The organism is Azospirillum rugosum, from assembly GCF_017876155.1.
In the GTDB taxonomy this organism is placed as follows: domain Bacteria; phylum Pseudomonadota; class Alphaproteobacteria; order Azospirillales; family Azospirillaceae; genus Azospirillum; species Azospirillum rugosum.
On sequence record NZ_JAGINP010000002.1, the window covers coordinates 305369 to 329948 of the forward strand.

Here is a 24580-nt window from a genome sequence, read left to right on the forward strand (position 1 = left end):
TCCCCTTACATCAATTTTTTGAAGCTTTTGGCAGGTGCGGTCTTCTTGGACGTCAGGATATTGGAGTTGACGCCGATGCGCCCGATCTCGTGGAACAGGCGCTGAACCTCGATCTTCGGGCAGCGGTTCATGATTACGGTCAGCCCGGCCGCCTCGGCCCTGGCCGCCGCCTCGTCGTTGCGCACGCCCAGCTGCATCCACACGACCTTGGCGCCGGCGGCGATGGCCTCCTCGGTCACGCCCGCGGCGGCGGTGGCGTTGCGGAAGACGTCCACCATGTCCGGGGGCTCCGGCAGGTCCTTCAGGCTGGCGTAGACCGGCTCGCCCAGGATGGTCTGGCCGGCCAGCTTCGGGTTGACCGGGATGACCCGGTAGCCCTTGTCGCGCAGGTATTTCAGCACGAAGAAGCTGGCCTTCACCGGATCGGCGCTGGCCCCGACGATGGCGATGGTCTTGACGCGGTCCAGGACGGCGCGGATGTGGTCGTCGCTGTAGTCGTCGTGATGCGATAGCTTTTCCGTCATTGCCCGCACCACACCGGCGCGCGCTTCTCGATGAAGGCGTCGATGCCTTCCGCGGCGTCGCGGGCCATCATGTTCTCGGTCATGACTTTGGCGGCGTAGGCGTAGGCCTGCTCCACGTCCAGGTCGATCTGGCGGTAGAAGGCCTCCTTGCCGGTCGCCACGGTCAGCGACGACTTGGACGCGATCTTGGCGGCGACCGCCTGGACCGTCCCGTCAAGCTCGCCGGCGGGCACCGCGCCGTTGACGAGGCCGATGCGCACCGCCTCCGCGGCGTCGATCAGGTCGCCCAACAGAAGCATCTCCATGGCCGCCTTGCGTCCGACCGCGCGGCTCAGCGCCACCATGGGGGTGGAGCAGAACAGGCCGATGTTCACGCCCGGCGTGGCGAAGCGCGCCGTGTCGGCGCAGTAGGCGAGGTCGCAGGTGGCGACCAGCTGGCACCCCGCGGCCGTGGCGATCCCGTGCACCTTGGCGATCACCGGCTGGCGGACCCGGTTGATCGCCAGCATCAGGCGGGAGCACTGGACGAACAGCGCCTCGTACGCCTCGCGCGTGGGGGAGGCGCGCATTTCCTTCAGGTCGTGCCCGGCGCAGAAGGCCGGCCCGGCCCCGGCCAGCACGATCACCCGCACGGACGGGTCGTCGTGCAGCGCGTCCAGCTGGTCCTGCAACGCGGCCATCAGCCCGACCGACAGCGCGTTGCGCGCCTGCGGCCGGTTGAGCGTCAGCGTCGCGACTCCGTCGCGGTCCTCGCGCAGGACCAGCGCGTCCGCGGTCGGGGTGGAGGGGTGGGCTGTGCTCATCGGTTTCGATCCTCCCGGCAACCTCGGTGGTTGGCTCTTTCGGCAATTGGAGGGGCAGACTACCCCGCCATCGGCCGCCGCGGAACCGGGTGCGTTGACGATGCTGCCATAAGGCGATGGGGCCATGAGACGACAGGTCGCCGCCGTGTTCAACACGTCAATGTGCCGATTGGTGTGAAAAATACTCTTGTCATTCAGTGGGGAATTCCGGACGCGCTTTCCCGCCGCCGGTCGCCTACTATCGGGGGACAATCGAAGACCAACAAAGGAACGGTGAGGAATGAGCACGCCCGCAATGACGGTCGACGCGCTGGAATCCCTGATCCGGGAGGGCGTCCCGCTGGTCGGCGCCTACGGCATCTCCATCGAGCAGCTGGGCGCCGGCACCGTCCGGATGCGCATGCCCTACAAGGACGAGTTCGTGCGCCCCGGCGGCACGGTGACCGGCCCGGCCATGTTCGGGCTGGCCGACGTGGCGCTCTACGCCGCGGTGTTGAGCCTCATAGGGCGGGTGGAGCTGGCGGTGACCACCAGCATGACCATCAACTTCCTGCGCCGCCCGGCGCCGGTCGCCATCACCGCGGACTGCCGCATCCTGAAGATGGGCAAGCGTCTGGCCTACGGCGAGGTCCTGCTGTTCTCCGACGGCGACCCGCAGCCCGTCGCGCACGTCACCGGCACCTATTCGATTCCCCCGCACGAGCCCGTGTCCGTCGCGGTATCAGGATACCAAGCGCCCGACGCGGATTGAAAAACCAAGAGATATCAATGGCTTTGCATTTTGGGTATTATAATACCGCTGGCGCAAGCCATTGATATCACGTTGAATTTTTTCCGTTGACAGGGCGTCGGCCAAACCGTACAAAACCGGCCGCTTCGGCGCCCCGGGGATTGAACGTCCAGTATCGGTGGCCCGCCGATCCACGTTTAGTCAACGAGTGTGGCGATGAAGACCTTCAATCTGAAGCCGACCGACATCGAGAAGAAGTGGTACGTCGTCGATGCCGACGGCCTCGTTCTCGGCCGGCTCGCCAGCATCCTGGCGAACATCCTGCGCGGCAAGAACAAGCCGACCTACACCCCGCACATGGATTGCGGCGACCATGTCGTCGTGATCAACGCGGAGAAGGTGAAGCTGACCGGCAACAAGCGCCAGGATGACATCTTCTACTGGCACACCGGTTATCCGGGCGGCATCAAGGGCCGTTCCAAGGGCCAGATCCTGGACGGCAAGTACCCGGAGCGCGTGATCGAGAAGGCCGTGGAGCGCATGGTTCCGCGCGGTCCGCTCGGCCGCAAGGTGATGACCCACCTGAAGGTCTACAAGGGCGCTGCCCACCCGCACGAGGCGCAGCAGCCGGTGGCGATCGACGTCGCCGCCATGAACCCGAAGAATAAGCGGAGCGCGTAATCCAATGGCTCAGGTTACCACCACCCTTTCCGGCCTGAAGGACCTCGCCGGCGCCGCCACCCCGGCCGCCGCTTCCGCCGAGGTCGTCGCGCCGAAGCTGGACGCCCAGGGCCGCGCCTACGCCACCGGCAAGCGCAAGGACGCCGTCGCCCGCGTGTGGATCAAGCCGGGCTCCGGCAAGATCACCGTCAACGGCCGCGACCAGGAAGTCTACTTCGCCCGCCCCGTGCTGCGCATGATGATCGCCCAGCCGTTCGGCATCACCGACCGCGTCGACCAGTTCGACGTGATGGTGACCGTCGCCGGCGGTGGTCTGTCGGGCCAGGCCGGTGCCGTCCGCCACGGCATCTCCAAGGCGCTGACCTACTTCGAGCCGGCGCTCCGTCCGCCGCTGAAGGCCGCCGGCTTCCTGACCCGCGACGCCCGCGTCGTCGAGCGTAAGAAGTACGGCCGCGCCAAGGCCCGCCGCAGCTTCCAGTTCTCGAAGCGCTAAAGCCTACCGCGGACCCGCGTTCCTACTGTACAAGCGAGGGGCGTCCCGGACGGGGCGCCCCTTTCTTGCTTTCTGCGCCAACCATTCTTCGTGCCCCCTCCCTGTGTGTTGAGAGGACAACCTTCATGGCCAACAGCAACTCCCCGATCCGCGTCGGCATCCTGGGCGCGTCCGGTTACACCGGCGCCGAGCTGGTGCGCCTGCTTCTCCGCCATCCCGGCGTTGAGATTTGCGCGCTGACGGCCGAGCGACAGGCGGGCAAGCCGATGGCCGAGGTGTTCCCGCACCTGGGCGGCTACAATCTGCCCGGTCTCGTGAAGATCGAGGAGGTGTCGTGGGACAAGCTCGACGCCGTGTTCTGCGCCCTGCCGCACGGCACCACGCAGGAGGTCATCGCCGGCCTGCCGCGGCACCTGAAGGTGGTCGACCTGTCGGCCGACTTCCGGCTGAGCGACCCGGCCGAATACGCCACCTGGTACGGGCATGAGCACCGCGCCGTTGAGCTGCAGAAGGAGGCCGCCTACGGCCTGACCGAATTCAACCGGCAGGGCGTGCGCAAGGCCCGGCTGGTCGCCAACCCCGGCTGCTACCCCACCTGCTCGCTGCTGCCGCTGCTGCCCCTGCTGATGGAGGAGCTGATCGAGCCGGGCGGGATCGTCATCGACGCCAAGTCGGGCGTGTCGGGCGCCGGCCGTGACGCCAAGCAGCAGAACCTCTTCCCCGAGGTGTCGGAGGGCTTCAACGCCTACGGCGTCGGCTACCACCGCCACATGCCGGAGATCGAGCAGGAGCTGCGGCTGGCCGCCGGCCGGCCGATCACGGTCAGCTTCACGCCGCACCTCGTGCCGATGAACCGCGGCATGATGGCGACGATCTACGTCCGCATGGCCGACGGCGCCAACGCCGACGACCTGCGGGACGCGCTGGTGAAGCGCTATGAGAGCGAGCCCTTCGTCGGCGTCACGCCGGCCGGCATCGTCCCGGCGACTCGCCACGTCCGCGCCTCCAACCACGCGCTGATCGGCGTCGTCCCGGACCGCACGCCGCGCGGCGCCATCATCGTCTCGGTCATCGACAACCTGGTGAAGGGCGCCTCGGGCCAGGCCGTCCAGAACATGAACGTCATGTTCGGCCTGGGCGAGACCACCGGCCTGGAGCAGGCCCCCCTGTTCCCCTAACCACCTGATCCACCCGTAGGTTGGGTGAAGCGCAGCGCAACCCAACAAACCCCGCATCCGGGCCTGTTGGGTTCCGGCTGCGCCTCCACCCAACCTACGATTCTCCCATTTCCGGAGTGCCCATGTCCGGTCTGATCCTGCCCTACAAGGGCGTTCTGCCGACGATCGACGCGAGCGTCTACATCGCGCCGACCGCCTCCGTGATCGGCGACGTGGTGATCGGGCCGGACACCAGCATTTGGTTCGGCTGCACCGTGCGCGGCGACGTGAACGAGATCCGCATCGGCGCCCGCACCAACATCCAGGATGGCACCGTCATCCACGTCGCGGCGGCGGGGCAGGGCACCTACATCGGCGACGACATCTCCGTCGGGCACATGGCCCTGCTGCACGCCTGCACGATCGACAGCGGCTGCTTCATCGGCATGAAGGCCTGCATCATGGACGGCGCCCACGTCGAATCGGGCGCCATGGTCGCGGCGGGTGCGCTGGTCACGCCGGGCAAGCGCGTGCGGACCGGCGAACTGTGGGCCGGCAGCCCGGCGCGCCCGATTCGCAACCTCACGAAAAAAGACTTGGACTTCTTCCCCCTGAACGTCCGGAACTACGTCGCGCTCGCGGCGGCCTACCGGGGCGCGTAAGTTGCGCAACTTTTCGCCGATCGTAAGTGTTGCAACGCAGCAACAGTGACGCCGAAGCGAAACGGTTAGGACTTCAGGAGGGGATGTCTTGGCGCGGATTCACCCCACATGTCTCGCGATTTGTCACTTCGCATGCACGCGGAATGACCTATCGTTCGCACGATTCGTCCTCCGCGAGACAAGCGGTAGGGAGAGGATCTCGAAGGGAGTGGAGAACATGAAGACCCTGATCCGCGCAACCATGGCCGTCGTTCCGGCCGCTGTCATCGCCATCGGCCTGTCGGCCGGTGCGCAGGCCCAGACCGTCGACGGCACCGTCGCCGAGTGGTGCAACCCGGTCATCGGCTGGGGCAACACCCCGGTCCGCACCGCGTCCGGCGGCTACGCCATCCACCAGGGCAGCTATCCCTGCCCGCCGGCCGCCGCCCCGGCGGTCGCCCCGGCCCCGGCCGCCCGCGCCCAGACCGAGTACCTGGTGTTCTTCGACTGGGATAAGTCGAACATCACCCCGGCCGCCGACCGCGTGATCGGCGACGCCGTGAACGCGATCGGCCGCGGCGCCAACGCCCGCGTCCACGTGATCGGCCACACCGACACCTCGGGCTCGCCCGCCTACAACCAGCGCCTGTCGGTCCGTCGCGCCGAGGCGGTGAAGTCGTCCATGGTCGCCAAGGGCATCCCGGCCACCAACATCACCACCGAAGGCAAGGGCGAGAACCAGCTGCTCGTCCAGACCGGCCCGAACGTCCGCGAGCCGTCGAACCGTCGTGCGCAGATCCTGCCGCGCGGCGCCAACGCCCCGTCGTCGTAAGGCGTCGGTTTCCCCTCGCGGGAAAAAGGAAAGGCCCCGGACGATGTCCGGGGCCTTTTTCTTTGGCGGGCTTTTGCCCCCTCCCTAACCCTCCCCCGCTTTCAGCGGTGGAGGGGACTGCCGCTCCCTTACCCTCCACCGCTGAAAGCGGGGGAGGGAGGGACCCACGCGCCAGCGTGGGAGGGAGGGGGCCGCGGAGCGTCCTCAGACGATCCGCACCTTCGCGTAGGACCCCGGCGCGTCCTCCAGGGCCGGCAGGCCGCCCTTGTTCGGGTCGCGGGCCGGGACCTTGCCGTCGGAGAACTTGCCGACCCACTTGTTCCACTCCGGCCACCAGGAGCCGGGGGTCTGCTCCGACGACTTCAGCCACTCGTCCGAGGTCTTCGGCAGCTTGGCGTTGGTCCAGTAGCAGTACTTCTCCGCGGCCGGAGGGTTGACGACGCCGGCGATGTGGCCGGAGGCCGCCAGGACGAACTTCACCGGGCCGGTGAACAGGTTGGCGCCCATGTAGGTCGACTTCCACGGGGCGATGTGGTCCTCGCGCGCCGACAGGAAGAAGGACGGGGTCTTCACCGTGCGCAGGTCGATCGGCACGCCGCCCAGCGTCACCGCACCAGGCTGCGCCAGCAGGTTCTTCTGGTACATGTTGCGCAGGTAGAAGCTGTGCATCGCCGCGGGCATGCGGGTCGAATCGCTGTTCCAGTACAGCAGGTCGAACGGGAACGGATCCTTGCCCAGCAGGTAGTTGTTCACGACGAACGACCAGATCAGGTCGTTGGCGCGCAGCATGTTGAAGGTCGTCGCCATCTTCGAGCCGTCGAGATAGCCCTGCTCGGCCATCTGGCTCTCGATGAAGGTCAGCTGCTCCTCGTCGATGAAGACGGACAGCTCGCCGGCCTCGGTGAAGTCCAGCATGGTGGTGAAGAAGGTCGCCGACTTGATGCGGTCGTCCTTCTTGGCCGCCATGTAGGCGAGCGTGGAGGCCAGCAGCGTGCCGCCCAGGCAATAGCCGATGGCGTTCACGTCCTTCTCGCCGGTCACCTTCTCGATGGCGTCGAGCGCCGCGAGCGGGCCTTCGACCATGTAGTCCTCAAAGCCCTTCTGCGCGAGCTTCTCGTCCGGGTTCACCCAGGACAGGACGAAGACCGTGTGGCCCTGGTCGACCGCCCACTTGATGAAGCTGTTCTTCTCGCGCAGGTCGAGGATGTAGTACTTGTTGATCCAGGGCGGCACGATCATCAGCGGCCGCTTGTTCACCTCGGCCGTGGTCGGGGTGTACTGGATCAGCTGCATCAGGCTGGTCTGGAAGACGACCTTGCCCGGCGTCACGGCGATGTTCTTGCCGACCTGGAAGGCGTCGTAGTCGGTCATGGAGATGCGCAGCTCGCCCTTGCCGCGCTCCAGGTCGGTCAGCAGGTGCTCCAGCCCCTTGACCAGGTTCTCGCCGCCGGTCTCGATGGTCTTGCGCAGCACCTCCGGGTTCGTCATGACGAAGTTGGAGGGCGCCATCGCGTCGACGAACTGGCGGGTGTAGAAGTCCACCTTCTTGGCCGTGTGGTCGTCCAGCCCGTCCACCTCGTTCACGGTGGACTGCATCCACCGGGCCGACAGCAGGTAGGACTGCTTGATGAAGTCGAACAGCGTGTTCTCGTCCCAGGCGGAGTCCTTGAAGCGGCGGTCGTCCTTGGCCGGGGCGATGACCGGCTGGGCCTCCTGGCCGAAGAAGCGCTGGGTCGTGCGCTGCCACAGGGTCAGGTAGTCCTGCCACAGCGTCATCTGCGCCTTCATCAGCTTGGCCGGGTCGGCCATCATGCGCGTGGTCATCTCCAGGAAGGCATGGCCGACGCCCATCGGGTCCGGATTCTTCGCGCCGACGCCGTCCGAGGCCTGACGCGACAGGAAATCGGTGACCAGCCGCTGGCTCTGCTCGGCGATGCGGGTCATCGCCCGCGACATCTCGACCGGGTCGGGAAGCTTGACGTCAGGGGCCTGGTTCTCGGCCATGGGTTCGGTCCTTCTTCTTTAGGCGAGTTTGAGCTTCAGGAGGCGCGTGCTGCGGTTTATACAAAGCCAGCCGGGCATCGGGGCGCCGGACGCCCGTTCGGTCGGGGGTGCGGTCCGGGAGCCGTGCTTCGGATGGAGTGTCGAAATGGTGTGTCGCGTGGTTCGTCGGTTGCGGGGACCCTCATACACCTCTCGTATGAAGATTTCATTTCGCCCTGCGCCGTGCAAGCGGCGCGACGGGCTGCAGCATGGGGGCGCGGGATGACGAAGGCTATCCGCCGGGGAATGACGGCCGTGAAGACGCTGGCGGGCCTGGGCGCCGCCGCGCTGGTTGCGCTGGCGCTGCCCGCCTGCAGCGACCGCGTGCTGGACACCGGCCTGTTCGGCGCGGTCACCGGGGCGGACGCGCCGGTCAAGGACGACACCACGCTCATCCGCGGGCTGAAGGGCGAGAACCGGGAATACCCGAACCTGGGCACCGTGCCGCCGCGCCCGACCGACCTCCGCACCGAGGCGCAGCGCCAGGAGGAACTCGACAAGCTGGCCGAGGACCGGGCGTCCGCGAAGAAGATGCTGCCGAACCCGGCGCTCCCGACTCCCGCCGACGTGCCGCCGGCGCCCGACATCACGCCGGGAAAACCGTCCGCCAAATCCGGAAAAGCCGGCTGAGAGGTCGCCACGCACGGGCAAGGCACGGCCGGGCCTTCGCCGGGCCCTTCGCTGGACCGGTGCGACCGTTCGACGGTGGCGGAGCGGACCACGGGGCACCCTCTGCTGGAACAAGGATGGAAAACCTACGTCCGTTGGTGGTGAACGGGCAATAGAATTTCAGGCTGCGACTTTTGGGCGCACCGATAGGGGGTAGCCGGAAGGCGGTCGGCGGTGCCCGCGCGCATGGCCGCCCCGCAATCGCGACGGATTGCCGGCATTGATAAGGCGCCCTTACGATGGCGCATGCTTGATGAAGCTCCCTTCGGGCTGGTCCTGATCGACAGCGCGCGTCTTCTGCGCGCGCGGTGCGACCGTGCCCTCGACGCAGCCCAGCTTGGCCTCACGGCGGGCGAGGCGCGGGCCCTGTTCTACGTCAACCGGCACCCGGGCTCCCGCCAGGCGGCGCTGGCGGCCTTCATGGGGGTGGAGCCGATGACCCTGGTCGGCTATCTCGACCGGCTGGAATCGCTGGGCCACATCCTGCGGGAGCCGGACCCGACCGACCGGCGCGCCAAGACCGTGCGCCTCGCGCCGGAGGCGGAGCCGCTGCTGGAACAGGTGCTGGCCGTGTTCCGCGGCGTGCGCGAGAGCGTGCTGGAGGACTTCGCGCCCGAGGAGTTCGACCGTTTCAAGAGCATGCTGGCGCGCCTGCGCGCCCGGCTCCTGGCCGACGAGCGGGACGGGGTGGCCCCGTGACCGCCCGGATGTCCGAGATGCGGACGGCGGTCATCGGCACGCTGATCGTCACGCTGGGGCCGCTCAGCCTCTCGCTCTACACCCCGGCGATGCCGATGCTGGTGGAGGCCTTCAACAGCACGCCGGCGGCGTTGAAGCTGACCCTGTCCGTCTATTTCTTCGGCTTCGCCTTTTCGCAGCTGGCCTGCGGGCCGCTGTCCGACGCCTTCGGGCGCCGGCCGGTGGCGCTGGCCTTCTACGTTACCTACGCCGCCGGCAGCGTCGTGGCGGCGCTGTCGGACAGCATCGAGTGGCTGCTGGTCGGGCGAGCCCTCCAGGGCATCGGTGCCGCGGCGGGAATCGCCATCTCGCGCGCCATCGTGCGGGACCAGTTCACCGGGCAGCAGTCGGCGCGAATCCTGAACCTGATCGGGCTGATGCTGGCCATCGTGCCGGCGGTGGCGCCCACGCTGGGCGGCCTGATCCTGGCCACCGTGGGGTGGCACGCGATCTTCCTGGTGATGACGGTCTACGGGCTGGTCGTGCTGGGCGTCTTCGCCTTCGGTGCTGCGGAGACCAACACCAACCGCAACCCCGCCGCGGTGCGGCCGGGGCTGGTCGTGCGCAACTACGCCACGCTGCTGACGGACCGCCGCTTCATGCGCGCCGGCCTTGTGCTCGGCCTGACGCTGGGCGGGCTCTACACGCTGGCGGCGCTGCTGCCCTTCGTGATGATCGAGCGGGTCGGGATGACGCCGACCGAGTTCGGCTTTGCCATGCTGCTGCAGACCGGGTCCTACACGCTGGGCGCGACGGTGACCGGGCGGCTGCTGCGCCGGACGGACGCGATGCGGCTGATTCCCTATGGCCTGGGCTTCGTGATTCTCGGCGGGCTGGGATTCGCGGTGGGGATGAGCCTGCTGCCGGCCTCCGTCGCGACGATCATGGCGCCGACGGCGGTTTGGGCCTTCGGGATCGCGCTGGTCATGCCCGGGGCGACCAGCGACGCGCTGGCGGGGTTCCCGCGCATGGCCGGGGCGGCCTCGGCGCTGATCGGCTTCATGCAGATCGGCGGCGGGCTGGCGGGCACCGCGGTGGCGGCGCTGTTCCCCGACCCGTTCCTGGCCGTGACCACCATCATGCCGGGCATGGCGCTGCTGTCGCTGCTGTCCTACGTCCTGCTGCGCGTGCGCAGCCCGGAAAAGGCGGAGGCCGCCGCGCCGGTGGACCTGGAGGTGGCGGTGGATCCCGCCGCCGTGGTTGGCGCCGGCGGCGAGGAGATCGAGGAGGCGCTGCACCAGCGCGCCCGGAACAAAGCTGATGCCCGCCGTACGCCTGGACGTAAGGCCGGGTGAAAAACCCGGCCGCCTCCGCAACGGAGATTTCACAATCGCCGCATTTTGGCCTCGCATCTGCTGGGGCGGGGCGGTAAGTAAGTGGTCCCGGTCCGCTGGTATGGGTTCGTGGCGTGGCCGGACAGGCTTCGGAGCGTCCATGAGCGATTCAGAATTCCACCGCATCAAGCGGCTTCCGCCCTACGTCTTCGCCGAAGTGAACGCGATGAAGGCGCGAGCTCGGGCCGCCGGCGAGGACATCATCGACCTCGGCATGGGCAACCCCGACCAGCCGACCCCGCAGCACATCGTCGACAAGCTGGTCGAGGCCGTGCGCGATCCGAAGACGCACCGCTACTCGAACTCCCGCGGCATTCCGGGCCTTCGCAAGGCGCACGCGGCCTATTACAAGCGCCGCTTCAACGTCGACATCGACCCGGAGACGGAGTGCATCGTCACCATCGGGTCGAAGGAAGGCCTCGCCAACCTCGCTCAGGCGATCACCAGCCCCGGCGACATCATCCTGGTGCCCAACCCCAGCTACCCGATCCATCCCTTCGGCTTCATCCTGGCCGGCGCCTCGGTGCGCCATCTGCCGGTGGGGCAGGCGAACGGCACGTCGACCGACATCGACAGCTTCATGAACATGCTGGAGCGCGCCGTGCGCCACAGCGTGCCGAAGCCGCTGGCGCTGGTGCTGAACTACCCGTCCAACCCGACGGCGGAGGTGGTGGGGCTCGACTTCTACCGCCCGATCGTGGAGTTCTGCCGCAAGCACGGCATCTACATCCTGTCGGACCTCGCCTACGCCGAGGTGTTCTTCGACGGTGAGCCGCCCCCCTCCATCCTGGAGATTCCGGAGGCGCGCGACGTGGCGGTGGAGTTCACCTCCATGTCCAAGACCTATTCGATGGCCGGCTGGCGCATCGGCTTCGCCACCGGCAACAAGAAGCTGATCACCGCGCTGGCGCGCATCAAGTCCTACCTGGACTACGGCGCCTTCACGCCGATCCAGGTCGCCGCCACCGCCGCGCTGAACGGCCCGCAGGACTGCGTGGAGCAGGTGCGGACCATGTACCGCCAGCGCCGCGACGTGATGATCGAGGGTCTGGCCGCCGCCGGCTGGCAGGTGCCGAGCCCGGCCGCGTCGATGTTCGCCTGGGCGCCCATCCCGCCGCAGTTCGCCCATCTCGGCTCGCTGGAATTCTCCAAGCTGCTGCTGCAGGAGGCCAAGGTGGCCGTGGCGCCGGGCATCGGCTTCGGCGAGTACGGCGACGGGCATGTCCGTCTGGCGCTGGTGGAGAACGTCCACCGCATCCGCCAGGCGACCCGCAACATCAAGGAGTTCTTCCGCTCCAACGCCGCGGGCGCGGCGTCCAGCCAGGACCCCGCGGCCCGCGCTGCCCTCCTCGAACCGGTGAAAGCGAAAGTCTGATGACCGAGCCTCTAAAGATTGCGGTCGCAGGCCTCGGCACGGTCGGCGCCGGAGTCCTGAAACTCCTCGCCCAGCAGGCCGACATCATCGAGCAGCGCTGCGGCCGCCGCATCGAGGTGGTCGCGGTCAGCGCGCGGTCCCGCGGCAAGGACCGCGGCGTCGATCTCTCCACGGTCGAGTGGTACGACGACCCGGTGAAGCTGGCCGCCCATCCCGGCGCGGACGTGGTCGTCGAGCTGATCGGCGGGTCGGAGGGCGCGGCGAAGGAGACGGTGGAGACGGCCCTGGAGGCCGGCCGCCACGTCGTCACCGCCAACAAGGCGCTGCTCGCCCACCACGGCACCGAATTGGCCGCCAAGGCCGAGTCCAAGGGCCTCGCCGTCGCCTTCGAAGCGGCGGTCGCCGGCGGTATCCCGATCATCAAGGGCTTGCGCGAAGGGCTGGCGGGCAACCGCGTGTCCGAGGTGCACGGCATCCTGAACGGCACCTGCAACTACATCCTGACGGAGATGCGCACCACCGGCCGCGACTTCGCGGACGTGCTGGCCGACGCGCAGAAGCTGGGCTACGCCGAGGCGGACCCGAGCTTCGACATCGACGGCGTGGACGCGGCGCACAAGCTGGCGGTGCTGACCTCCGTCGCCTTCGGCACGCCGGTGGACTTCGGCAACGTGTATGTGGAGGGCATCCGCCACGTCTCGGCGCTGGACTTCGACTACGCCGACGCGCTGGGCTACCGGATCAAGCTGCTGGGCATCGCGCGCCGGACGGAGCAGGGGATCGAGCAGCGCGTGCATCCCTGCATGGTGCCGAAGGCCGCCCCGATCGCCGCGGTGGACGGCGTGTTCAACGCCGTCATCGCCCAGGGCGACTTCGTGGACCGCGTGCTGTTCGTCGGCCGCGGCGCCGGCGCCGGCCCGACTGCGTCGGCGGTGGTCGCCGACCTGATCGACGTGGCCCGCGGCCGCTCCACCCCGACCTTCGGCGTGCCGGCGGCCCAGCTGTCCAAGGCCCAGCCGTCGCCGATGGAGGCGCGCCGGGGGGCGTACTACGTACGCCTGATGGTCGTCGACCGGCCCGGCGTGATAGCGGATATCGCGGCGGCCATGCGCGACCAGAACGTCTCCATGGAGCAGTTCCTGCAGCGCGGCCGCGCGCCGGGAGAAGCGGTGCCGGTGGTCCTGACGACCCACGACACCGACGAGGCGGCCATGCAGCGGGCGCTCGCCACCATCGGCGCGAAGGAAGCCGTGGTGGAACCCCCGCGCATGATCCGCATCGAGCAGTTTTGACCGAACCATAGAAAATCCGAGCATTGATTCGGGGGAGAACAACCATGTCCGTTCATGTCGACCTGTCCGGTATGGACCGGAACCTGGCTCTGGAAGCCGTCCGCGTTACCGAGGCCGCCGCGCTGTCCGCGTCGCTGCTGATGGGCCGCGGTGACGAGAAGCTTGCCGACCAGGCCGCGGTCGACGCCATGCGCCAGGCGCTCAACACCCTCTACATCGACGGCACCGTCGTGATCGGCGAGGGCGAGCGCGACGAGGCGCCGATGCTCTACATCGGCGAGAAGGTCGGCGCCGGCATCGGCAAGGGCCCGAAGGTCGACATCGCGCTCGACCCGCTGGAAGGCACGACCATCTGCGCCACCGGCGGCCCGAACTCGCTGGCCGTCATCGCCATGGCGGACGAGGGCGGCTTCCTGAACGCCCCGGACGTCTACATGGACAAGATCGCCGTCGGCGCCGGCCTGCCGGACAACATCGTCGACCTGGACGAGACCCCGGCCAACAACCTGAAGGCGCTGGCCAAGGCCAAGGGCACCGAGGTGCAGGAGCTGCTGGTCTGCATCCTGAACCGCCCGCGCCATGCCGAGCTGATCGCCCGCGTCCGTGAAGCCGGCGCCCGCATCATGCTGATCAACGACGGCGACGTGTCCGGCGTCATCGCCACCAGCCAGGCCGGCACCGGCGTGGACATGTATGTCGGCTCCGGCGGCGCGCCGGAAGGCGTCCTGGCCGCGGCGGCGCTGCGCTGCATCGGCGGCCAGTTCCAGGGCCGCCTGCTGTTCCGCAACGACGACGAAAAGGCCCGCGCCGCCCGCTGGGGCGTCAAGGACCTGAACAAGAAGTACAGCCTGCACGAGCTGGCCAGCGGCAACGTCATGTTCGCCGCGACGGGCGTGACCGACGGCGCCATGCTGCGCGGCGTCCGCCGCTTCGCCGGCGGTGCCACCACCCACTCGGTCATCATGCGCTCCAAGTCCGGCACCGTCCGCTACATCGAGGCGCACCACAACTGGCACCGCAAGCCCGGCGTCGCGAAGTAAAGCAAATCTCCCCCTCTCCCTGCTCCGCAGGGAGAGGGAGGGACCCGCGCCCCATGGGCGCGGGAGGGTGAGGGCTGTCGCTTCGGAAGTTCGTGCCATAACATGAGTTTCGTCATCCCCGCGAAGGCGGGGATCCAGAAAACTCCGCACGTCAGCGTCGATCCGGCCTGGATCCCCGCCTTCGCGGGGATGACGACGGTCTTGGCTTGAACGGGTCTTGGCTCCGCAGGTCGGGTGAAGGCGCCAGCCGCAACCCGACACTCACCCCCGCGCACACCCTCGCGTAACCCACCACCAGTTGCTCCAACCACGGCCGCCGCAACTGCGGCGCATCGGCCGCCAGGAACGCCACCGACCGCGTCACCAGCGCGACGGTCTCCGGCGGCGGGCAATCGCCCCCGACCACCGTAACGGCCATCAGCATCGCCACGGCATCCCCCAGGGCAGTGCGGCTCCATCCGCTGGAGTCGCTCCTTCGCCTCCGCCATGGCCCGCACCGCCTCGGCCTCCGGCACCCGCTTCCACTGCATCAATGGCGCCACCAGCATATCCAAATCCCGCTGCCCCAGCGAATCCGCCCGCACCCCATTGGCTGGTGAGTGTCCGACGTGGCTGCCAGAACCCGCATGTCACCCGCGACCATCACTTGCTTCAAAGGCGGAGGGCAACTGCGCGACCGAACCGTGGCGGCTTTGTGGAAATAGTTCGAAAGCTACGTCCTGGAGTTCATCGACAAATAGGACGGCAAGGGGCCGGGGTTGCGGTTTCCGGATCCGCTGCTGACAACGAGTGGGGAGTTAAGGTGTCGGAATATAATTTTCATCCAGCAGACGTTCTCCGAAAGCGCGTTTCCGTGCCGTCAAAGCAGAAAAATATGCGATGGGATTGCGCCATGTGCTATCTTTGGTAATTGTTGCAGCCCTTTCGCCTTACATTGATCCGATGCCCATGCCCAAATCCCCTACTAACGAAGTGCCGTTCAATCCACTCACCCTATCGAAGGTGCGAGAAGAGCTCCTGGCCGGGCACCCAGTTCCAAAACGTTGGCGCAGGGATGTTGCCGACTTGTCTCCCCTGATTGGTCTCAATGGCTTGTGGAAGCTGGACCTCAGTGGGACGCGTGTAAAGGATGTTTCGCTGCTCCCCGCCCTGAGCGGGTTGGTGATGCTGGACCTGAGCGGGACGGGGGTGATGGACGTTTCGGCACTTTGCGGTCTTAGTAAGTTGTGGTCGCTGGACCTGAGCGGGACGGGGGTGACGGACATCTCAGCGGTATCCGGGCTGAAAGGGTTGCACACGCTTAACCTGAGTGAGACGGGCATAACGGACGTTTCGGCACTGTCGGATCTGAGCGGATTGTGGTTTTTGGGCCTGCGTGGGACGGGGGTGACGGACGTTTCGGCATTGTCCGGCCTGAGTGGGTTGCAGATGCTGGACCTGAGCGGGACGGGGGTGACGGACGTTTCGGCATTGTCCGGCCTGAGTGGGTTGCAGACGCTTGACCTGAGCGGGACGGGGGTGACGGACGTTTCGGCATTGTCCGGCCTGAGTGGGTTGCAGACGCTTGAGTTGAGCGGGACGGGGGTGACAGACGTTTCAGCATTGTCCGGCCTGAGCAATTTAGCAATTCACGGCATCGATCCGCTTGCGGAACGATCGGTAGTCGCAAAAACCGCGTCTGAGAAAATAGATCAGATCGTTCCAGCCCATGTTTGGGGCGGTCAGGATCGTCTCGGCTCCGGCGCATCGGACACGGTTTCCTGGGGCACTGCCCTTTGGGGAGCCGCAGGTGGCCATGCCGGGACACGTTCACGCTCTACTGGATCCAGTATCACCGATCGCGTGAAGGTCAGGTTCGAGAGTGACCGCGATCTGGGGAGCGTTCTGCGCCTGGAATCCCCAGGCCTCCTCCCCCGTGTCGTGAGCCGCCGGCGTCGCTTCCTCTCGCTGAGCCGCCCGCCCGGAATGTCGGTCGATCAGTTCCAATCGATCGTCCACCAGTTCAGCCGTGGGGGCCGCGCGCAGGTTCTGCCCGATCACCAGCACACGCTGGAAGCCATCCCGACTTTCGACGCGGGCGCTCAAGACGGAGCGGAGAAGGCGGAAGCCACGCTCGACGACGTCCTGCACCGGATCGGCGCGAACGCCGTGCACAACCGGACCAGCGGGCGTGGCGTGACCATCGCGGTGGTGGACACCGGCGTGAAGGGAACCCGCAGCGAATTTCCGGCTTCGAAGCGCGTGGGCGGCTGGTCGGTGGAGGGCGAGGACCCCTGGGATGACGACTACGGGCACGGCACCATGTGCGCCTGCATCGCCGCCGCCACGCGGGCCGCCGGCGGCCGGTTCCAGGGGGTGGCTCCGGACGCGGGATTAATCGCCTGCCGGACGTCGCTGGTCGATTCCGAATTGACCGACATCTACGATCTGCTCGCCGATCGGGCCGAGGCGGGGGAGGTGATCGTCGCCACCAACAGCTACGGCGATCCCACGCCGGTGTCGCAGGACCCCGACCTCCTGGACGCGCTCGACCGCGCCATCGCCGCGGGCGTGCGTTTCGTGTTCAGCGCCGGCAACTATCATGAAAATGTGGGTGGAAAGGACGGGGCCTGTGGTCCGAACAGCATCTGGATGCACAAGGGCCGGGCCGATCTGCTGACGGCGGCCACCTGCGATCTTGACGGCCGTATGTGGCACTATTCCAGCCGCGGTCCAGGGGAGCATTTCGGGTCGGCCAACACCTCCCGCAAGCCGGACGTGACCGCGCCGACACCGCGCAACGGCCTGATCCTCTACGGCCAGGACGAAAAGGTGATGGAAATCGGCTGGGGCACCAGCGGGGCGGCGCCCCAGGTCGCCGGGCTGATGGCGCTGCTGTTGTCCCTGCGGCCCGACCTGCCGCGTGACGACCTGTTCGACATGATCCGGTCCACCGCCCAAACGCTCGGTTTCAGCCACGAGTGCCAGGGCTTCGGGTTGATCGATTGCGTCGCCGCCGTCGATCGGCTGGGCGGCAGGGCGTAGGAGGGGGTCTCGGATGGCCGGTTGTCTTTCGCAGAACCACATTTACATGATGAGTCGTTGAATGCCATGATGGAGTGACCGAGAAGGAACCGGCGATGGCGCGGTACAAGATCAAGGCCGACAACGCCGACCAGTTTCGCCGAATCCGGGATTTGGCGGAAGGCAGGACATCCGTGTTCGTGACGTCGGAGCGGCGTCTGTACATCGGCACCGGCGACCTCCCCTCGGACCTGCGCCGCGACCTGCTGAACGCCGGCGCGCGCATCACCGAGGAACGCCCGCATCAGCTGGATCAGACCGGCCGCCTTGACGCGCCGCCGCACTTCCGTTAGGATTGTTATCCTAGGCCGGAACGGCGCGCTCCTTCGGTGAAACATCACGCCGTTTTATGTTTCACAGCGTTTCATTCGTCGCATACCCCTCCCGCTGGCCCCCGCTGTCCCTCTTCTGCTATGGGTTCGGGCTTCCCGATCCGTGGCATCCTGGGCAGCATGACCGACACCGTTCCCGCCTTCCTGAACGTCGCCCACTCCCTCTCCGGCAAGCGCTGGCAGGCGCGGCCCTATGACGAGCGGCTGGCCTGGGGGCTGGCGCAGGGCAGGGGGCTGCCGGAGATCGTCGGGCGGGTGCTGGCCGCCCGCGGCGTGACGGAGGAGGTCTGCGATGGCTTCCTCAACCCCACCCTGAAGGCTCTGCTGCCCGACCCCTCCCGCTTCAAGGACATGGACGCCGCCGCCGCGCGCATCGCCCGCGCCATCCAGGAGGGGGAGCCGGTGGCCGTCTTCGGCGACTACGACGTGGACGGGGCGACCTCGGCCGCCGTCATGCGGCGCTTCTTCCGGGCGGTGGGGGCGGACATCCGGGTCTATGTCCCCGACCGCATGAAGGAGGGCTACGGGCCCAACGCGCCGGCCCTGCTGCGGCTGAAGGCCGAGGGCGTGCGGCTGGTGGTCACCGTGGACTGCGGGGTCTCCGCCTTCGCGGCGCTGGAGGCCGCAGCGGAGGCCGGGCTGGACGTCGTCGTGCTGGACCACCACGCGGCGGAGCCGCGGCTGCCCCCGGCCGTGGCGCTGGTCAACCCGAATCGGCTGGACGAGGACGGGACCTACCGCACGCTTTGCGCCGCGGGGGTGACCTTCCTGACCATCGTGGCCATCAACCGGGCGCTGCGCGCCGCTGGCTTCTACCAGGCCCAGGGCCGGGCGGAGCCGAACCTGCTGGACTGGCTGGACCTTGTGGCGCTGGGGACGGTCTGCGACGTGGTGCCGCTGACCGGGCTGAACCGGGCGCTGGTGGCGCAGGGGCTGAAGGTCATGGCGCGGCGCTCCAATCCCGGCCTCGCGGCGCTGGCCGACATCGCCGGGGTGAAGGACAAGCCGGACGCCTACCATGCCGGCTATGTGCTCGGCCCGCGCGTCAATGCGGGCGGGCGGGTCGGCGCCTCGGACCTCGGCGCGCGGCTCCTGTCCACCGACGATCCCATCGAGGCGATGGAACTGGCGCAGAAGCTGGAGGCCCACAACGCCGAGCGCCGGGCGGTGGAGCAGGGCGTGCTCGACGACGCGTTGGCGAAGCTGGACAAACACGCCGACGAGCTGGCCGAGCTGGTCTTCGTGGCGGGGGAGGGCTGGCACCCCGGCGTCATCGGCATCGTGGCGAGCCGCCTGAAGGAGCGCTACAGCCGCCCCACCTGCGTAATCGCGCTGGAGCAAGGCGCCGACGGGAAGGTCATCGGCAAGGCCTCCGGCCGGTCCGTGCGCGGCGTGGACCTGGGCGCCGCGGTGATCGCGGCACGACAGGAGGGGTTGCTGCTGGCCGGCGGCGGGCACCGTATGGCCGCGGGCTTCACCGTGGCCGGCGACAAGATGGCCGACCTCCAGGCCTTCCTGACCGGCCGCGTTGCGGAGCAGGTGGCGGCAGCCCCCCTGGTGCCGACGCTGGAGCTGGACGGCGCGCTGGCGGTGGGGGCGGCGAACTCCACCCTCGTCGGCACGCTGGACAAGCTCGGCCCCTTCGGCACCGGCAACGCGGAGCCGCGCTTCGCCATCACCGACGCCCGCGTGGTGCGCGCCGACGTGGTCGGGGCGAATCACGTCCGCTGCATCCTGCAGGGCAACGACGGCGCCCGGCTGAAGGCCATCGCCTTTCGTGCGCTGGACAGCGACCTCGGCAAAGCCCTGTTGATGGGCCGCGGATCGCCCTTCCACGTGGCCGGCATCCTGCGCATCGACCGCTGGAACGGGACGGAGGGAGTCCAGCTTCTGATCGACGACGCCGCACCCGCGCAAACCATGTGAATGCAAACATAATCGGCGCATGGGGGGCATTCGCCGGGGCCGTAACGAGGGGTCGGAAAAAGTGCTTGCACTCCCGCCGCTTGGCCATTAGTAATCCCGCCACGCCAACGACGTCCCCGTCGTCTAGAGGCCTAGGACACCGCCCTTTCACGGCGGCGACACGGGTTCGAATCCCGTCGGGGACGCCACCTTCCACAGGTTGGCCGATCGCAGAAGCTCAGCTGTTCAGCTGAGCTTTTTGCGTTTTGGGCCCCTGCTTTTGCGGGTCGCGAAATCGGTGCCGGCGGTGCTTGGACAAGGCGGCCGGGACGTGCGAAGCTCCGAATCCTTCGTGTGCGTCGGGAGCAGGCCCTTGTCCACCAACCCTCAGAGCTTCGTGCACGCGGCCGGCCGGGTTGCCGGCGCGGGGATGAGCGATGCCGAGCGGCAGGCGCGGGTCGATCTGGCGGCCTGCTACCGGCTGGTGGCGGAGCGCGGCTGGGGCGACCTGATCTACACCCACATCTCGCTGGCAGTGCCGGGCGAGCCGGGACGGTTCCTGATCAACCCCTTCGGCCTGACCTTCGACGAGGTGACCGCGTCCAACCTCGTGAAGATCGACATCCAGGGCAACATCGTCGGCGACACGCCTTACGCGGTGAACGCGACGGGCTTCACCATCCACGGCGCGGTCCACGCGGCGCGCGACGACGCGGCCTGCGTGATGCACCTGCACAACGAGGCGGCGGTCGCGGTCTCCATGCTGAAGGACGGGCTGCTGCCACTGTCGCAGCACGCCCTGCGATTCTACCGGGACCTCGGCTATCACCGCTACGAAGGGCTCGCGCTGACCGATGCTGAGAAGGCGCGGCTGGTCGAGAGCCTCGGCCAGCGCAAGGGGCTGCTGCTGCACAACCACGGCAGCCTCGTGCTGGGGCGCACGGTGGCGGAGGCCTTCTGCCTGATGGACATGCTCGACAAGGCCTGCCGCATGCAACTGGCCGCGCAGGCGACCGGGGCGGAGCTGGTGCTGCCGTCGCCGGAGGTGTGCGAGGCGACCTACCGCCAGCTGACCGCCGACCCGGAGCCGGAGGGCGAGCTGGAATGGCCGGCCCTGCTGCGCCGCCTGGACCGGCTGTGCCCCGACTACAAGAGCTGACGCCGAATCACGAATATCAAAGCGATCAACCAAGGAGAGGGACCAACCATGCCCATCATCAACGTGCAGATGTTCGAAGGTCGCACCCCGGAGCAGAAGCGTGCCTTCGTGAAGGCCCTGACCGACGCTTCGGTGGAGACGCTGGGCTGCAGCCCGGACGCCGTGGACGTGATCCTGACCGAGGTGAAGAAGAGCGACTGGGCGACCGCCGGGAAGCTCTGGTCGGACGCGAAGTAGGGCGACACCCATGACCCAACCCACGGCGGTGCTGCCCATTATCGAGCGGCGCCGGATCGAGGCGGAGTTCGCCAAGGCGCTGTACGACCAGTTGGTGCCGGAGATCGGGCGGGACCGCGCGCGGGCCGTCCTCGCCCGCGCGGTGGAGACGATGGCCCGCGCCGCCGGGGCGGCCATGGCCGAGGAGGACCGGGCGACGCTGGGCAGTGCCGACCTGTCCACCTTCCGCGACCGGCTCGCCCTGTGGACGGCGAACGACGCGCTGGCGCTGGAGGTGGTGGAGGCCACGCCGGACCGGCTGGCCTTCAACGTCACGCGCTGCCGTTACGCGGAGACCTACCGCGCCATGGGCGTGCAGGAGATCGGCGACGTGCTGTCCTGCAACCGCGACGGCGAGTTCATGTGCGGCTACCGGCCGGACGCCCGCTTCACCCGCACCCAGACCATCATGCAGGGCGCCAGCCACTGCGACTTCCGCTACAGCCTCCCCAAAGATGGGGGCACGGAGACTCCGGAATGACCGTTCCCAGCAACGTCCGCCTGGACCCCGCGGCCGAGGCGCTGGCCCCGACCATGCGCGAATGGCGCCACCACCTGCACGCCCACCCCGAAACCGCCTTCGAGGAGCATGAGACCAGCGCCTTCGTCGCGGAGAAGCTGCGCTCCTTCGGGCTGGAGGTGACGACCGGGCTGGGCCGCACCGGCGTTGTCGGCACGCTGAAGGGCCGACACGACGGCAACCGCGCCATCGCGTTGCGCGCCGACATGGACGCCCTGCACATGCAGGAGCAGAACGACTTCGCCCACCGCTCGGTCAATCACGGCCGGATGCACGCCTGCGGCCACGACGGACACACCGCGATGCTGCTGGGGGCGGCGAAGGTCCTGGCCGACGACCCGGACTTCCACGGCACGCTGCACGTGATCTTCCAGCCGGCCGAGGAGAACGAGGGCGGCGCGCGGGAGATGGTGGCCGACGGGCTGTTCGACCGCTTCCCCGTGGACAGCGTCTACGGCATGCACAACTGGCCGGGCCTGCCTCTGGGGTATATGGCGCTGCGCCCCGGCCCGATGATGGGCAGCTACGACATCTTCGAGATCGTGGTGCACGGCAAGGGCAGCCACGCGGCCATGCCGCACCTCGGCGCCGACCCGATCACCGCGGTGGGGCACCTGCTGACGACCTTGCAGACCATCCCGGGCCGCAGCCTGCACCCGCTGGACAGCGCGGTGGTGTCCACCACCCAGATCTTCGGCGGCGACACCTGGAACGTCATTCCGCCGTCGGTCACCATCCGCGGCACGGTGCGCGCCTTCAAGGCCAGCGTGCAGGACACGGTGGAGGCCCGCATGCGCACGCTGGCGGAGCACACCACGGCCTCCTTCGGCTGTACGGCGGAGGTGCGGTACGAGCGGCGCTACCCGGCCACGGTGAACAGTGCTGCGGAGACGGCGCTGTGCGCCGGGGTGGCGGCGCGGCTGGTCGGGGCGGAGAATGTCGACCACGACCCTATGCCGTCCATGGGGGCGGAGGACTTCGCCTTCATGCTGGAGAAGCGGCCCGGCTGCTATGTCTGGCTTGGCAACGGGCCGGCCGAAGGCGGCTGCACGCTGCACAACCCGGCTTACGACTTCAACGACGCCAACCTCGCCATCGGCGCCAGCTACTGGGTCACCCTGGCGCGGACGCTGCTGTCGCCGGACGCGGCGAAGGCTGCCTGAGCATCGCTCCAGGACGGCGGAGATTTTTTACGGAGGGGTGTCGGGCACGGGCATACTCGGTCGTCCTGGGGAGGACGAACAAGGGGGACAGCCCGCATGCTCTACGCGATTCTCTGCTACGACTATGAAGACGCCGTCGGCGCCTGGACCAAGGAGGAGGAGACCGCGGTCATGGGCCGCCTCTCTGCGGTGCAGGAGGGGCTGGCCCGCCAGGGCCGGCTCGGCCCGGTGGCGCGGCTGGTGCCCACCACCGCGGCGACCACCGTCCGCAAGGCGCAGGACCCGGTCGTGCTCGACGGCCCCTTCGCGGAGACCAAGGAACAGCTGCTCGGCTTCTTCGTGGTCGACTGCGCCGACCTGGAGGAGGCGATCGAGACCGCCAAGGATCTGGCCCGCGCCAACGCGCCCGGCGGGTCCTACGAGGTGCGACCCATCGCGGTCTTCAGGCCTGGCCAAGTCGGGACCGGGAGTGCCGTGGGATGACCGACCTCGCCTGGATCGATGCGGCGTTCACCGCGGCGCGTCCCCAGGCGCTCGGCGCGCTGCTGCGCTACTTCCGCGACCTCGACACGGCGGAGGAGGCATTCCAGGACGCCTGCCTGCGGGCGCTGGACAGCTGGCCGCGCAACGGGCCGCCGCGCGACCCGGTCGCGTGGCTGATCCTCGTCGGGCGCAACGCGGCGCTCGACGGTGTGCGGCGGCGCAGCCGGCTTGAGGCGCTTCCCGACGAGGAGGCTCTGTCGGACCTGGACGACGCCGAGGCCGGCATGGCCGAGCGGCTGGACGGCTCGCACTACCGCGACGACATCCTGCGGCTGCTCTTCATCTGCTGCCATCCGGACCTGCCGGCGACGCAGCAGATCGCGCTGGCCCTGCGCATCGTCAGCGGCCTGTCGGTCAAGCAGATCGCTCGCGCCTTCCTGGTGGGCGAGAGCGCCATAGAGCAGCGCATCACCCGCGCCAAGGCGCGCGTGTCCGCCGCCGCCGTGCCCTTTGAGGCGCCGGGTGCCGCTGAGCGGGCGGAGCGGCTGTCGGCCGTCGCGGCGATGATCTACCTGATCTTCAACGAGAGCTATTCGGCCAACGCCGTCGCGGACCGTGGCCGCGCGCCGCTGTGCGACGAGGCGATCCGGTTGGCCCGGCTGCTGCTGCGCCTGTTCCCGGCGGAGCCGGAGATCATGGGGCTGGCCGCGCTGATGCTGCTCCAGCACGCGCGCACGCCGGCGAGGGCCGACGCCGCGGGCAACGCCGTGCTGCTGGAGGACCAGGACCGGTCCCTGTGGAGCCGCCCGATGATCGTGGAGGGGCTGGCGCTGATCGACAAGGCGATGCGGCACCGTCGGCCCGGCCCCTATCAGGTGCAGGCGGCCATCGCCGCGCTGCACGCGCGGGCGGAGCGGGCGGAGCGGGCGGCGGACACCGACTGGGCGCAGATCGACCGGCTCTACGCCACGCTGGAGCGCTTGCAGCCATCCCCCGTGGTTACGCTGAACCGCGCCGTGGCCGTGTCGAAGCTTCGCGGGGCCGGCGAGGCGCTGGCCATGATCGAGCCGCTGGCGCCGCGGCTGTCCGGCTATTTCTTCTTCTTCGGGGCGCGCGGGGCTTTTCTTCAGCAACTCGGTCGGATGGAGGAGGCGCGCGAGGCCTTCAACCGCGCCATCGCGCTCGCCAGCACCCCGGCGGAGGCCGCCCACATCCGCATGCACCTCGACCGTCTGGCGGCCGACGGCGACGCCGGCTGACCGAAGAAAAAATTCGAAGGGCGATGTCGGAAGGCGGCCCACGGCTTCGTCCTAGGGACACAGCTTCA

Annotated in this window: 24 protein-coding genes and 1 tRNA gene; 22 read left to right on the forward strand and 3 right to left on the reverse strand. The window is 68.4% G+C overall.

Annotation, left to right across the window (positions count from 1 at the left end):
- Positions 1-5: 5 nt before the first annotated feature.
- On the reverse strand, positions 6-524 hold the full coding sequence (locus tag J2851_RS04620; protein WP_209764559.1) for a CoA-binding protein: 519 nt from the start codon (positions 522-524) through the stop codon (positions 6-8).
- A complete protein-coding gene (locus J2851_RS04625; protein WP_209764561.1) occupies positions 521-1327 on the reverse strand; it encodes an enoyl-CoA hydratase in 807 nt (268 codons plus the stop codon). The genes J2851_RS04620 and J2851_RS04625 overlap by 4 nt, the downstream gene beginning before the upstream one ends.
- A gap of 280 nt (positions 1328-1607) precedes the next feature.
- On the opposite strand from J2851_RS04625, the gene J2851_RS04630 reads away from it, so the two are divergent.
- From J2851_RS04630 to J2851_RS04655, 6 genes are all read left to right on the forward strand, one after another.
- On the forward strand, positions 1608-2078 hold the full coding sequence (locus J2851_RS04630; protein WP_209764563.1) for a PaaI family thioesterase: 471 nt from the start codon (positions 1608-1610) through the stop codon (positions 2076-2078).
- A gap of 195 nt (positions 2079-2273) precedes the next feature.
- Complete coding sequence (gene rplM, locus J2851_RS04635) at positions 2274-2738, forward strand: 50S ribosomal protein L13 (RefSeq protein ID WP_209764565.1); 465 nt, start codon at positions 2274-2276, stop codon at positions 2736-2738.
- A gap of 4 nt (positions 2739-2742) precedes the next feature.
- Entirely contained in the window at positions 2743-3231 is a 489-nt protein-coding gene (gene rpsI / locus J2851_RS04640) for a 30S ribosomal protein S9 (protein ID WP_246500404.1), read from the forward strand.
- A 125-nt stretch (positions 3232-3356) separates the two neighbouring features.
- Positions 3357-4409 (forward strand): N-acetyl-gamma-glutamyl-phosphate reductase, encoded by a 1053-nt coding sequence (gene argC / locus J2851_RS04645; protein ID WP_209764566.1) that lies wholly within the window; start codon positions 3357-3359, stop codon positions 4407-4409.
- 122 nt (positions 4410-4531) lie between these two features.
- Complete coding sequence (locus J2851_RS04650; protein ID WP_209764567.1) at positions 4532-5050, forward strand: gamma carbonic anhydrase family protein; 519 nt, start codon at positions 4532-4534, stop codon at positions 5048-5050.
- Between the two features lie 217 nt (positions 5051-5267).
- Positions 5268-5861 (forward strand): OmpA family protein, encoded by a 594-nt coding sequence (locus tag J2851_RS04655; RefSeq protein WP_209764568.1) that lies wholly within the window; start codon positions 5268-5270, stop codon positions 5859-5861.
- Positions 5862-6065: 204 nt separating this feature from the next.
- On the opposite strand, the gene J2851_RS04660 is transcribed toward J2851_RS04655, so the two are convergent.
- Positions 6066-7865 (reverse strand): PHA/PHB synthase family protein, encoded by a 1800-nt coding sequence (locus tag J2851_RS04660; RefSeq protein ID WP_209764569.1) that lies wholly within the window; start codon positions 7863-7865, stop codon positions 6066-6068.
- Between the two features lie 261 nt (positions 7866-8126).
- Between J2851_RS04660 and J2851_RS04665 the strand changes: the two genes are divergently transcribed.
- The 16 genes from J2851_RS04665 (at position 8127) to J2851_RS04740 (ending at position 24512) form a co-directional block, all read left to right on the forward strand.
- Positions 8127-8534 carry a hypothetical protein gene (locus tag J2851_RS04665; protein WP_209764570.1) on the forward strand — a complete coding sequence of 136 codons (408 nt, stop codon included), beginning with the start codon at positions 8127-8129 and terminating at the stop codon, positions 8532-8534.
- Positions 8535-8819: 285 nt separating this feature from the next.
- Positions 8820-9272 (forward strand): MarR family winged helix-turn-helix transcriptional regulator, encoded by a 453-nt coding sequence (locus J2851_RS36230; RefSeq protein WP_281415971.1) that lies wholly within the window; start codon positions 8820-8822, stop codon positions 9270-9272.
- A 17-nt stretch (positions 9273-9289) separates the two neighbouring features.
- Entirely contained in the window at positions 9290-10606 is a 1317-nt protein-coding gene (locus J2851_RS04675; protein ID WP_246500426.1) for a multidrug effflux MFS transporter, read from the forward strand.
- 139 nt (positions 10607-10745) lie between these two features.
- On the forward strand, positions 10746-12020 hold the full coding sequence (locus J2851_RS04680) for an LL-diaminopimelate aminotransferase (protein WP_209764571.1): 1275 nt from the start codon (positions 10746-10748) through the stop codon (positions 12018-12020).
- A complete protein-coding gene (locus J2851_RS04685) occupies positions 12020-13312 on the forward strand; it encodes a homoserine dehydrogenase (RefSeq protein ID WP_209764572.1) in 1293 nt (430 codons plus the stop codon). The genes J2851_RS04680 and J2851_RS04685 overlap by 1 nt, the downstream gene beginning before the upstream one ends.
- Before the next feature lie 44 nt (positions 13313-13356).
- A complete protein-coding gene (gene glpX, locus J2851_RS04690) occupies positions 13357-14352 on the forward strand; it encodes a class II fructose-bisphosphatase (RefSeq protein ID WP_209764573.1) in 996 nt (331 codons plus the stop codon).
- Positions 14353-15231: 879 nt separating this feature from the next.
- Entirely contained in the window at positions 15232-17376 is a 2145-nt protein-coding gene (locus J2851_RS04695; RefSeq protein ID WP_209764574.1) for a S8 family serine peptidase, read from the forward strand.
- Positions 17377-17450: 74 nt separating this feature from the next.
- Positions 17451-17708 (forward strand): hypothetical protein, encoded by a 258-nt coding sequence (locus tag J2851_RS04700; RefSeq protein ID WP_209764575.1) that lies wholly within the window; start codon positions 17451-17453, stop codon positions 17706-17708.
- Between the two features lie 159 nt (positions 17709-17867).
- The gene (recJ, locus tag J2851_RS04705) at positions 17868-19673 is read left to right on the forward strand and encodes a single-stranded-DNA-specific exonuclease RecJ (RefSeq protein WP_209764576.1); all 1806 of its coding nucleotides are present in this window, start codon (positions 17868-17870) and stop codon (positions 19671-19673) included.
- 112 nt (positions 19674-19785) lie between these two features.
- A tRNA-Glu gene (locus tag J2851_RS04710) sits at positions 19786-19861 on the forward strand.
- Between the two features lie 164 nt (positions 19862-20025).
- Positions 20026-20811, forward strand: coding sequence for a class II aldolase/adducin family protein (locus tag J2851_RS04715; protein WP_246500405.1), 786 nt, complete (start codon positions 20026-20028; stop codon positions 20809-20811).
- Positions 20812-20859: 48 nt separating this feature from the next.
- Positions 20860-21048, forward strand: coding sequence for a 4-oxalocrotonate tautomerase (locus J2851_RS04720; RefSeq protein WP_209764577.1), 189 nt, complete (start codon positions 20860-20862; stop codon positions 21046-21048).
- Between the two features lie 10 nt (positions 21049-21058).
- Positions 21059-21568 carry an L-2-amino-thiazoline-4-carboxylic acid hydrolase gene (locus J2851_RS04725; RefSeq protein WP_209764578.1) on the forward strand — a complete coding sequence of 170 codons (510 nt, stop codon included), beginning with the start codon at positions 21059-21061 and terminating at the stop codon, positions 21566-21568.
- Positions 21565-22770, forward strand: a complete 1206-nt coding sequence (locus tag J2851_RS04730; RefSeq protein WP_209764579.1) for a M20 aminoacylase family protein — start codon at positions 21565-21567, stop codon at positions 22768-22770. Before J2851_RS04725 ends, J2851_RS04730 begins: the two co-directional genes overlap by 4 nt.
- Before the next feature lie 96 nt (positions 22771-22866).
- Complete coding sequence (locus tag J2851_RS04735) at positions 22867-23253, forward strand: YciI family protein (protein ID WP_209764580.1); 387 nt, start codon at positions 22867-22869, stop codon at positions 23251-23253.
- Positions 23250-24512 carry an RNA polymerase sigma factor gene (locus J2851_RS04740; protein ID WP_209764581.1) on the forward strand — a complete coding sequence of 421 codons (1263 nt, stop codon included), beginning with the start codon at positions 23250-23252 and terminating at the stop codon, positions 24510-24512. Before J2851_RS04735 ends, J2851_RS04740 begins: the two co-directional genes overlap by 4 nt.
- Positions 24513-24580 lie beyond the last annotated feature (68 nt).

Excerpts from the sequence above, each read along its gene's own strand:
- J2851_RS04620 (WP_209764559.1), bottom strand. The coding sequence starts at position 524 with ATGACGGAAAAGCTATCGCATCACGACGACTACAGCGACGACCACATC.
- J2851_RS04625 (WP_209764561.1), bottom strand. The coding sequence starts at position 1,327 with ATGAGCACAGCCCACCCCTCCACCCCGACCGCGGACGCGCTGGTCCTG.
- J2851_RS04630 (WP_209764563.1), top strand. The coding sequence starts at position 1,608 with ATGAGCACGCCCGCAATGACGGTCGACGCGCTGGAATCCCTGATCCGG.
- rplM (WP_209764565.1), top strand. The coding sequence starts at position 2,274 with ATGAAGACCTTCAATCTGAAGCCGACCGACATCGAGAAGAAGTGGTAC.
- rpsI (WP_246500404.1), top strand. The coding sequence starts at position 2,743 with ATGGCTCAGGTTACCACCACCCTTTCCGGCCTGAAGGACCTCGCCGGC.
- argC (WP_209764566.1), top strand. The coding sequence starts at position 3,357 with ATGGCCAACAGCAACTCCCCGATCCGCGTCGGCATCCTGGGCGCGTCC.
- J2851_RS04650 (WP_209764567.1), top strand. The coding sequence starts at position 4,532 with ATGTCCGGTCTGATCCTGCCCTACAAGGGCGTTCTGCCGACGATCGAC.
- J2851_RS04655 (WP_209764568.1), top strand. The coding sequence starts at position 5,268 with ATGAAGACCCTGATCCGCGCAACCATGGCCGTCGTTCCGGCCGCTGTC.
- J2851_RS04660 (WP_209764569.1), bottom strand. The coding sequence starts at position 7,865 with ATGGCCGAGAACCAGGCCCCTGACGTCAAGCTTCCCGACCCGGTCGAG.
- J2851_RS04665 (WP_209764570.1), top strand. The coding sequence starts at position 8,127 with ATGACGAAGGCTATCCGCCGGGGAATGACGGCCGTGAAGACGCTGGCG.
- J2851_RS36230 (WP_281415971.1), top strand. The coding sequence starts at position 8,820 with ATGCTTGATGAAGCTCCCTTCGGGCTGGTCCTGATCGACAGCGCGCGT.
- J2851_RS04675 (WP_246500426.1), top strand. The coding sequence starts at position 9,290 with ATGCGGACGGCGGTCATCGGCACGCTGATCGTCACGCTGGGGCCGCTC.
- J2851_RS04680 (WP_209764571.1), top strand. The coding sequence starts at position 10,746 with ATGAGCGATTCAGAATTCCACCGCATCAAGCGGCTTCCGCCCTACGTC.
- J2851_RS04685 (WP_209764572.1), top strand. The coding sequence starts at position 12,020 with ATGACCGAGCCTCTAAAGATTGCGGTCGCAGGCCTCGGCACGGTCGGC.
- glpX (WP_209764573.1), top strand. The coding sequence starts at position 13,357 with ATGTCCGTTCATGTCGACCTGTCCGGTATGGACCGGAACCTGGCTCTG.
- J2851_RS04695 (WP_209764574.1), top strand. The coding sequence starts at position 15,232 with ATGGGATTGCGCCATGTGCTATCTTTGGTAATTGTTGCAGCCCTTTCG.
- recJ (WP_209764576.1), top strand. The coding sequence starts at position 17,868 with ATGACCGACACCGTTCCCGCCTTCCTGAACGTCGCCCACTCCCTCTCC.
- J2851_RS04720 (WP_209764577.1), top strand. The coding sequence starts at position 20,860 with ATGCCCATCATCAACGTGCAGATGTTCGAAGGTCGCACCCCGGAGCAG.
- J2851_RS04725 (WP_209764578.1), top strand. The coding sequence starts at position 21,059 with ATGACCCAACCCACGGCGGTGCTGCCCATTATCGAGCGGCGCCGGATC.
- J2851_RS04730 (WP_209764579.1), top strand. The coding sequence starts at position 21,565 with ATGACCGTTCCCAGCAACGTCCGCCTGGACCCCGCGGCCGAGGCGCTG.
- J2851_RS04735 (WP_209764580.1), top strand. The coding sequence starts at position 22,867 with ATGCTCTACGCGATTCTCTGCTACGACTATGAAGACGCCGTCGGCGCC.
- J2851_RS04740 (WP_209764581.1), top strand. The coding sequence starts at position 23,250 with ATGACCGACCTCGCCTGGATCGATGCGGCGTTCACCGCGGCGCGTCCC.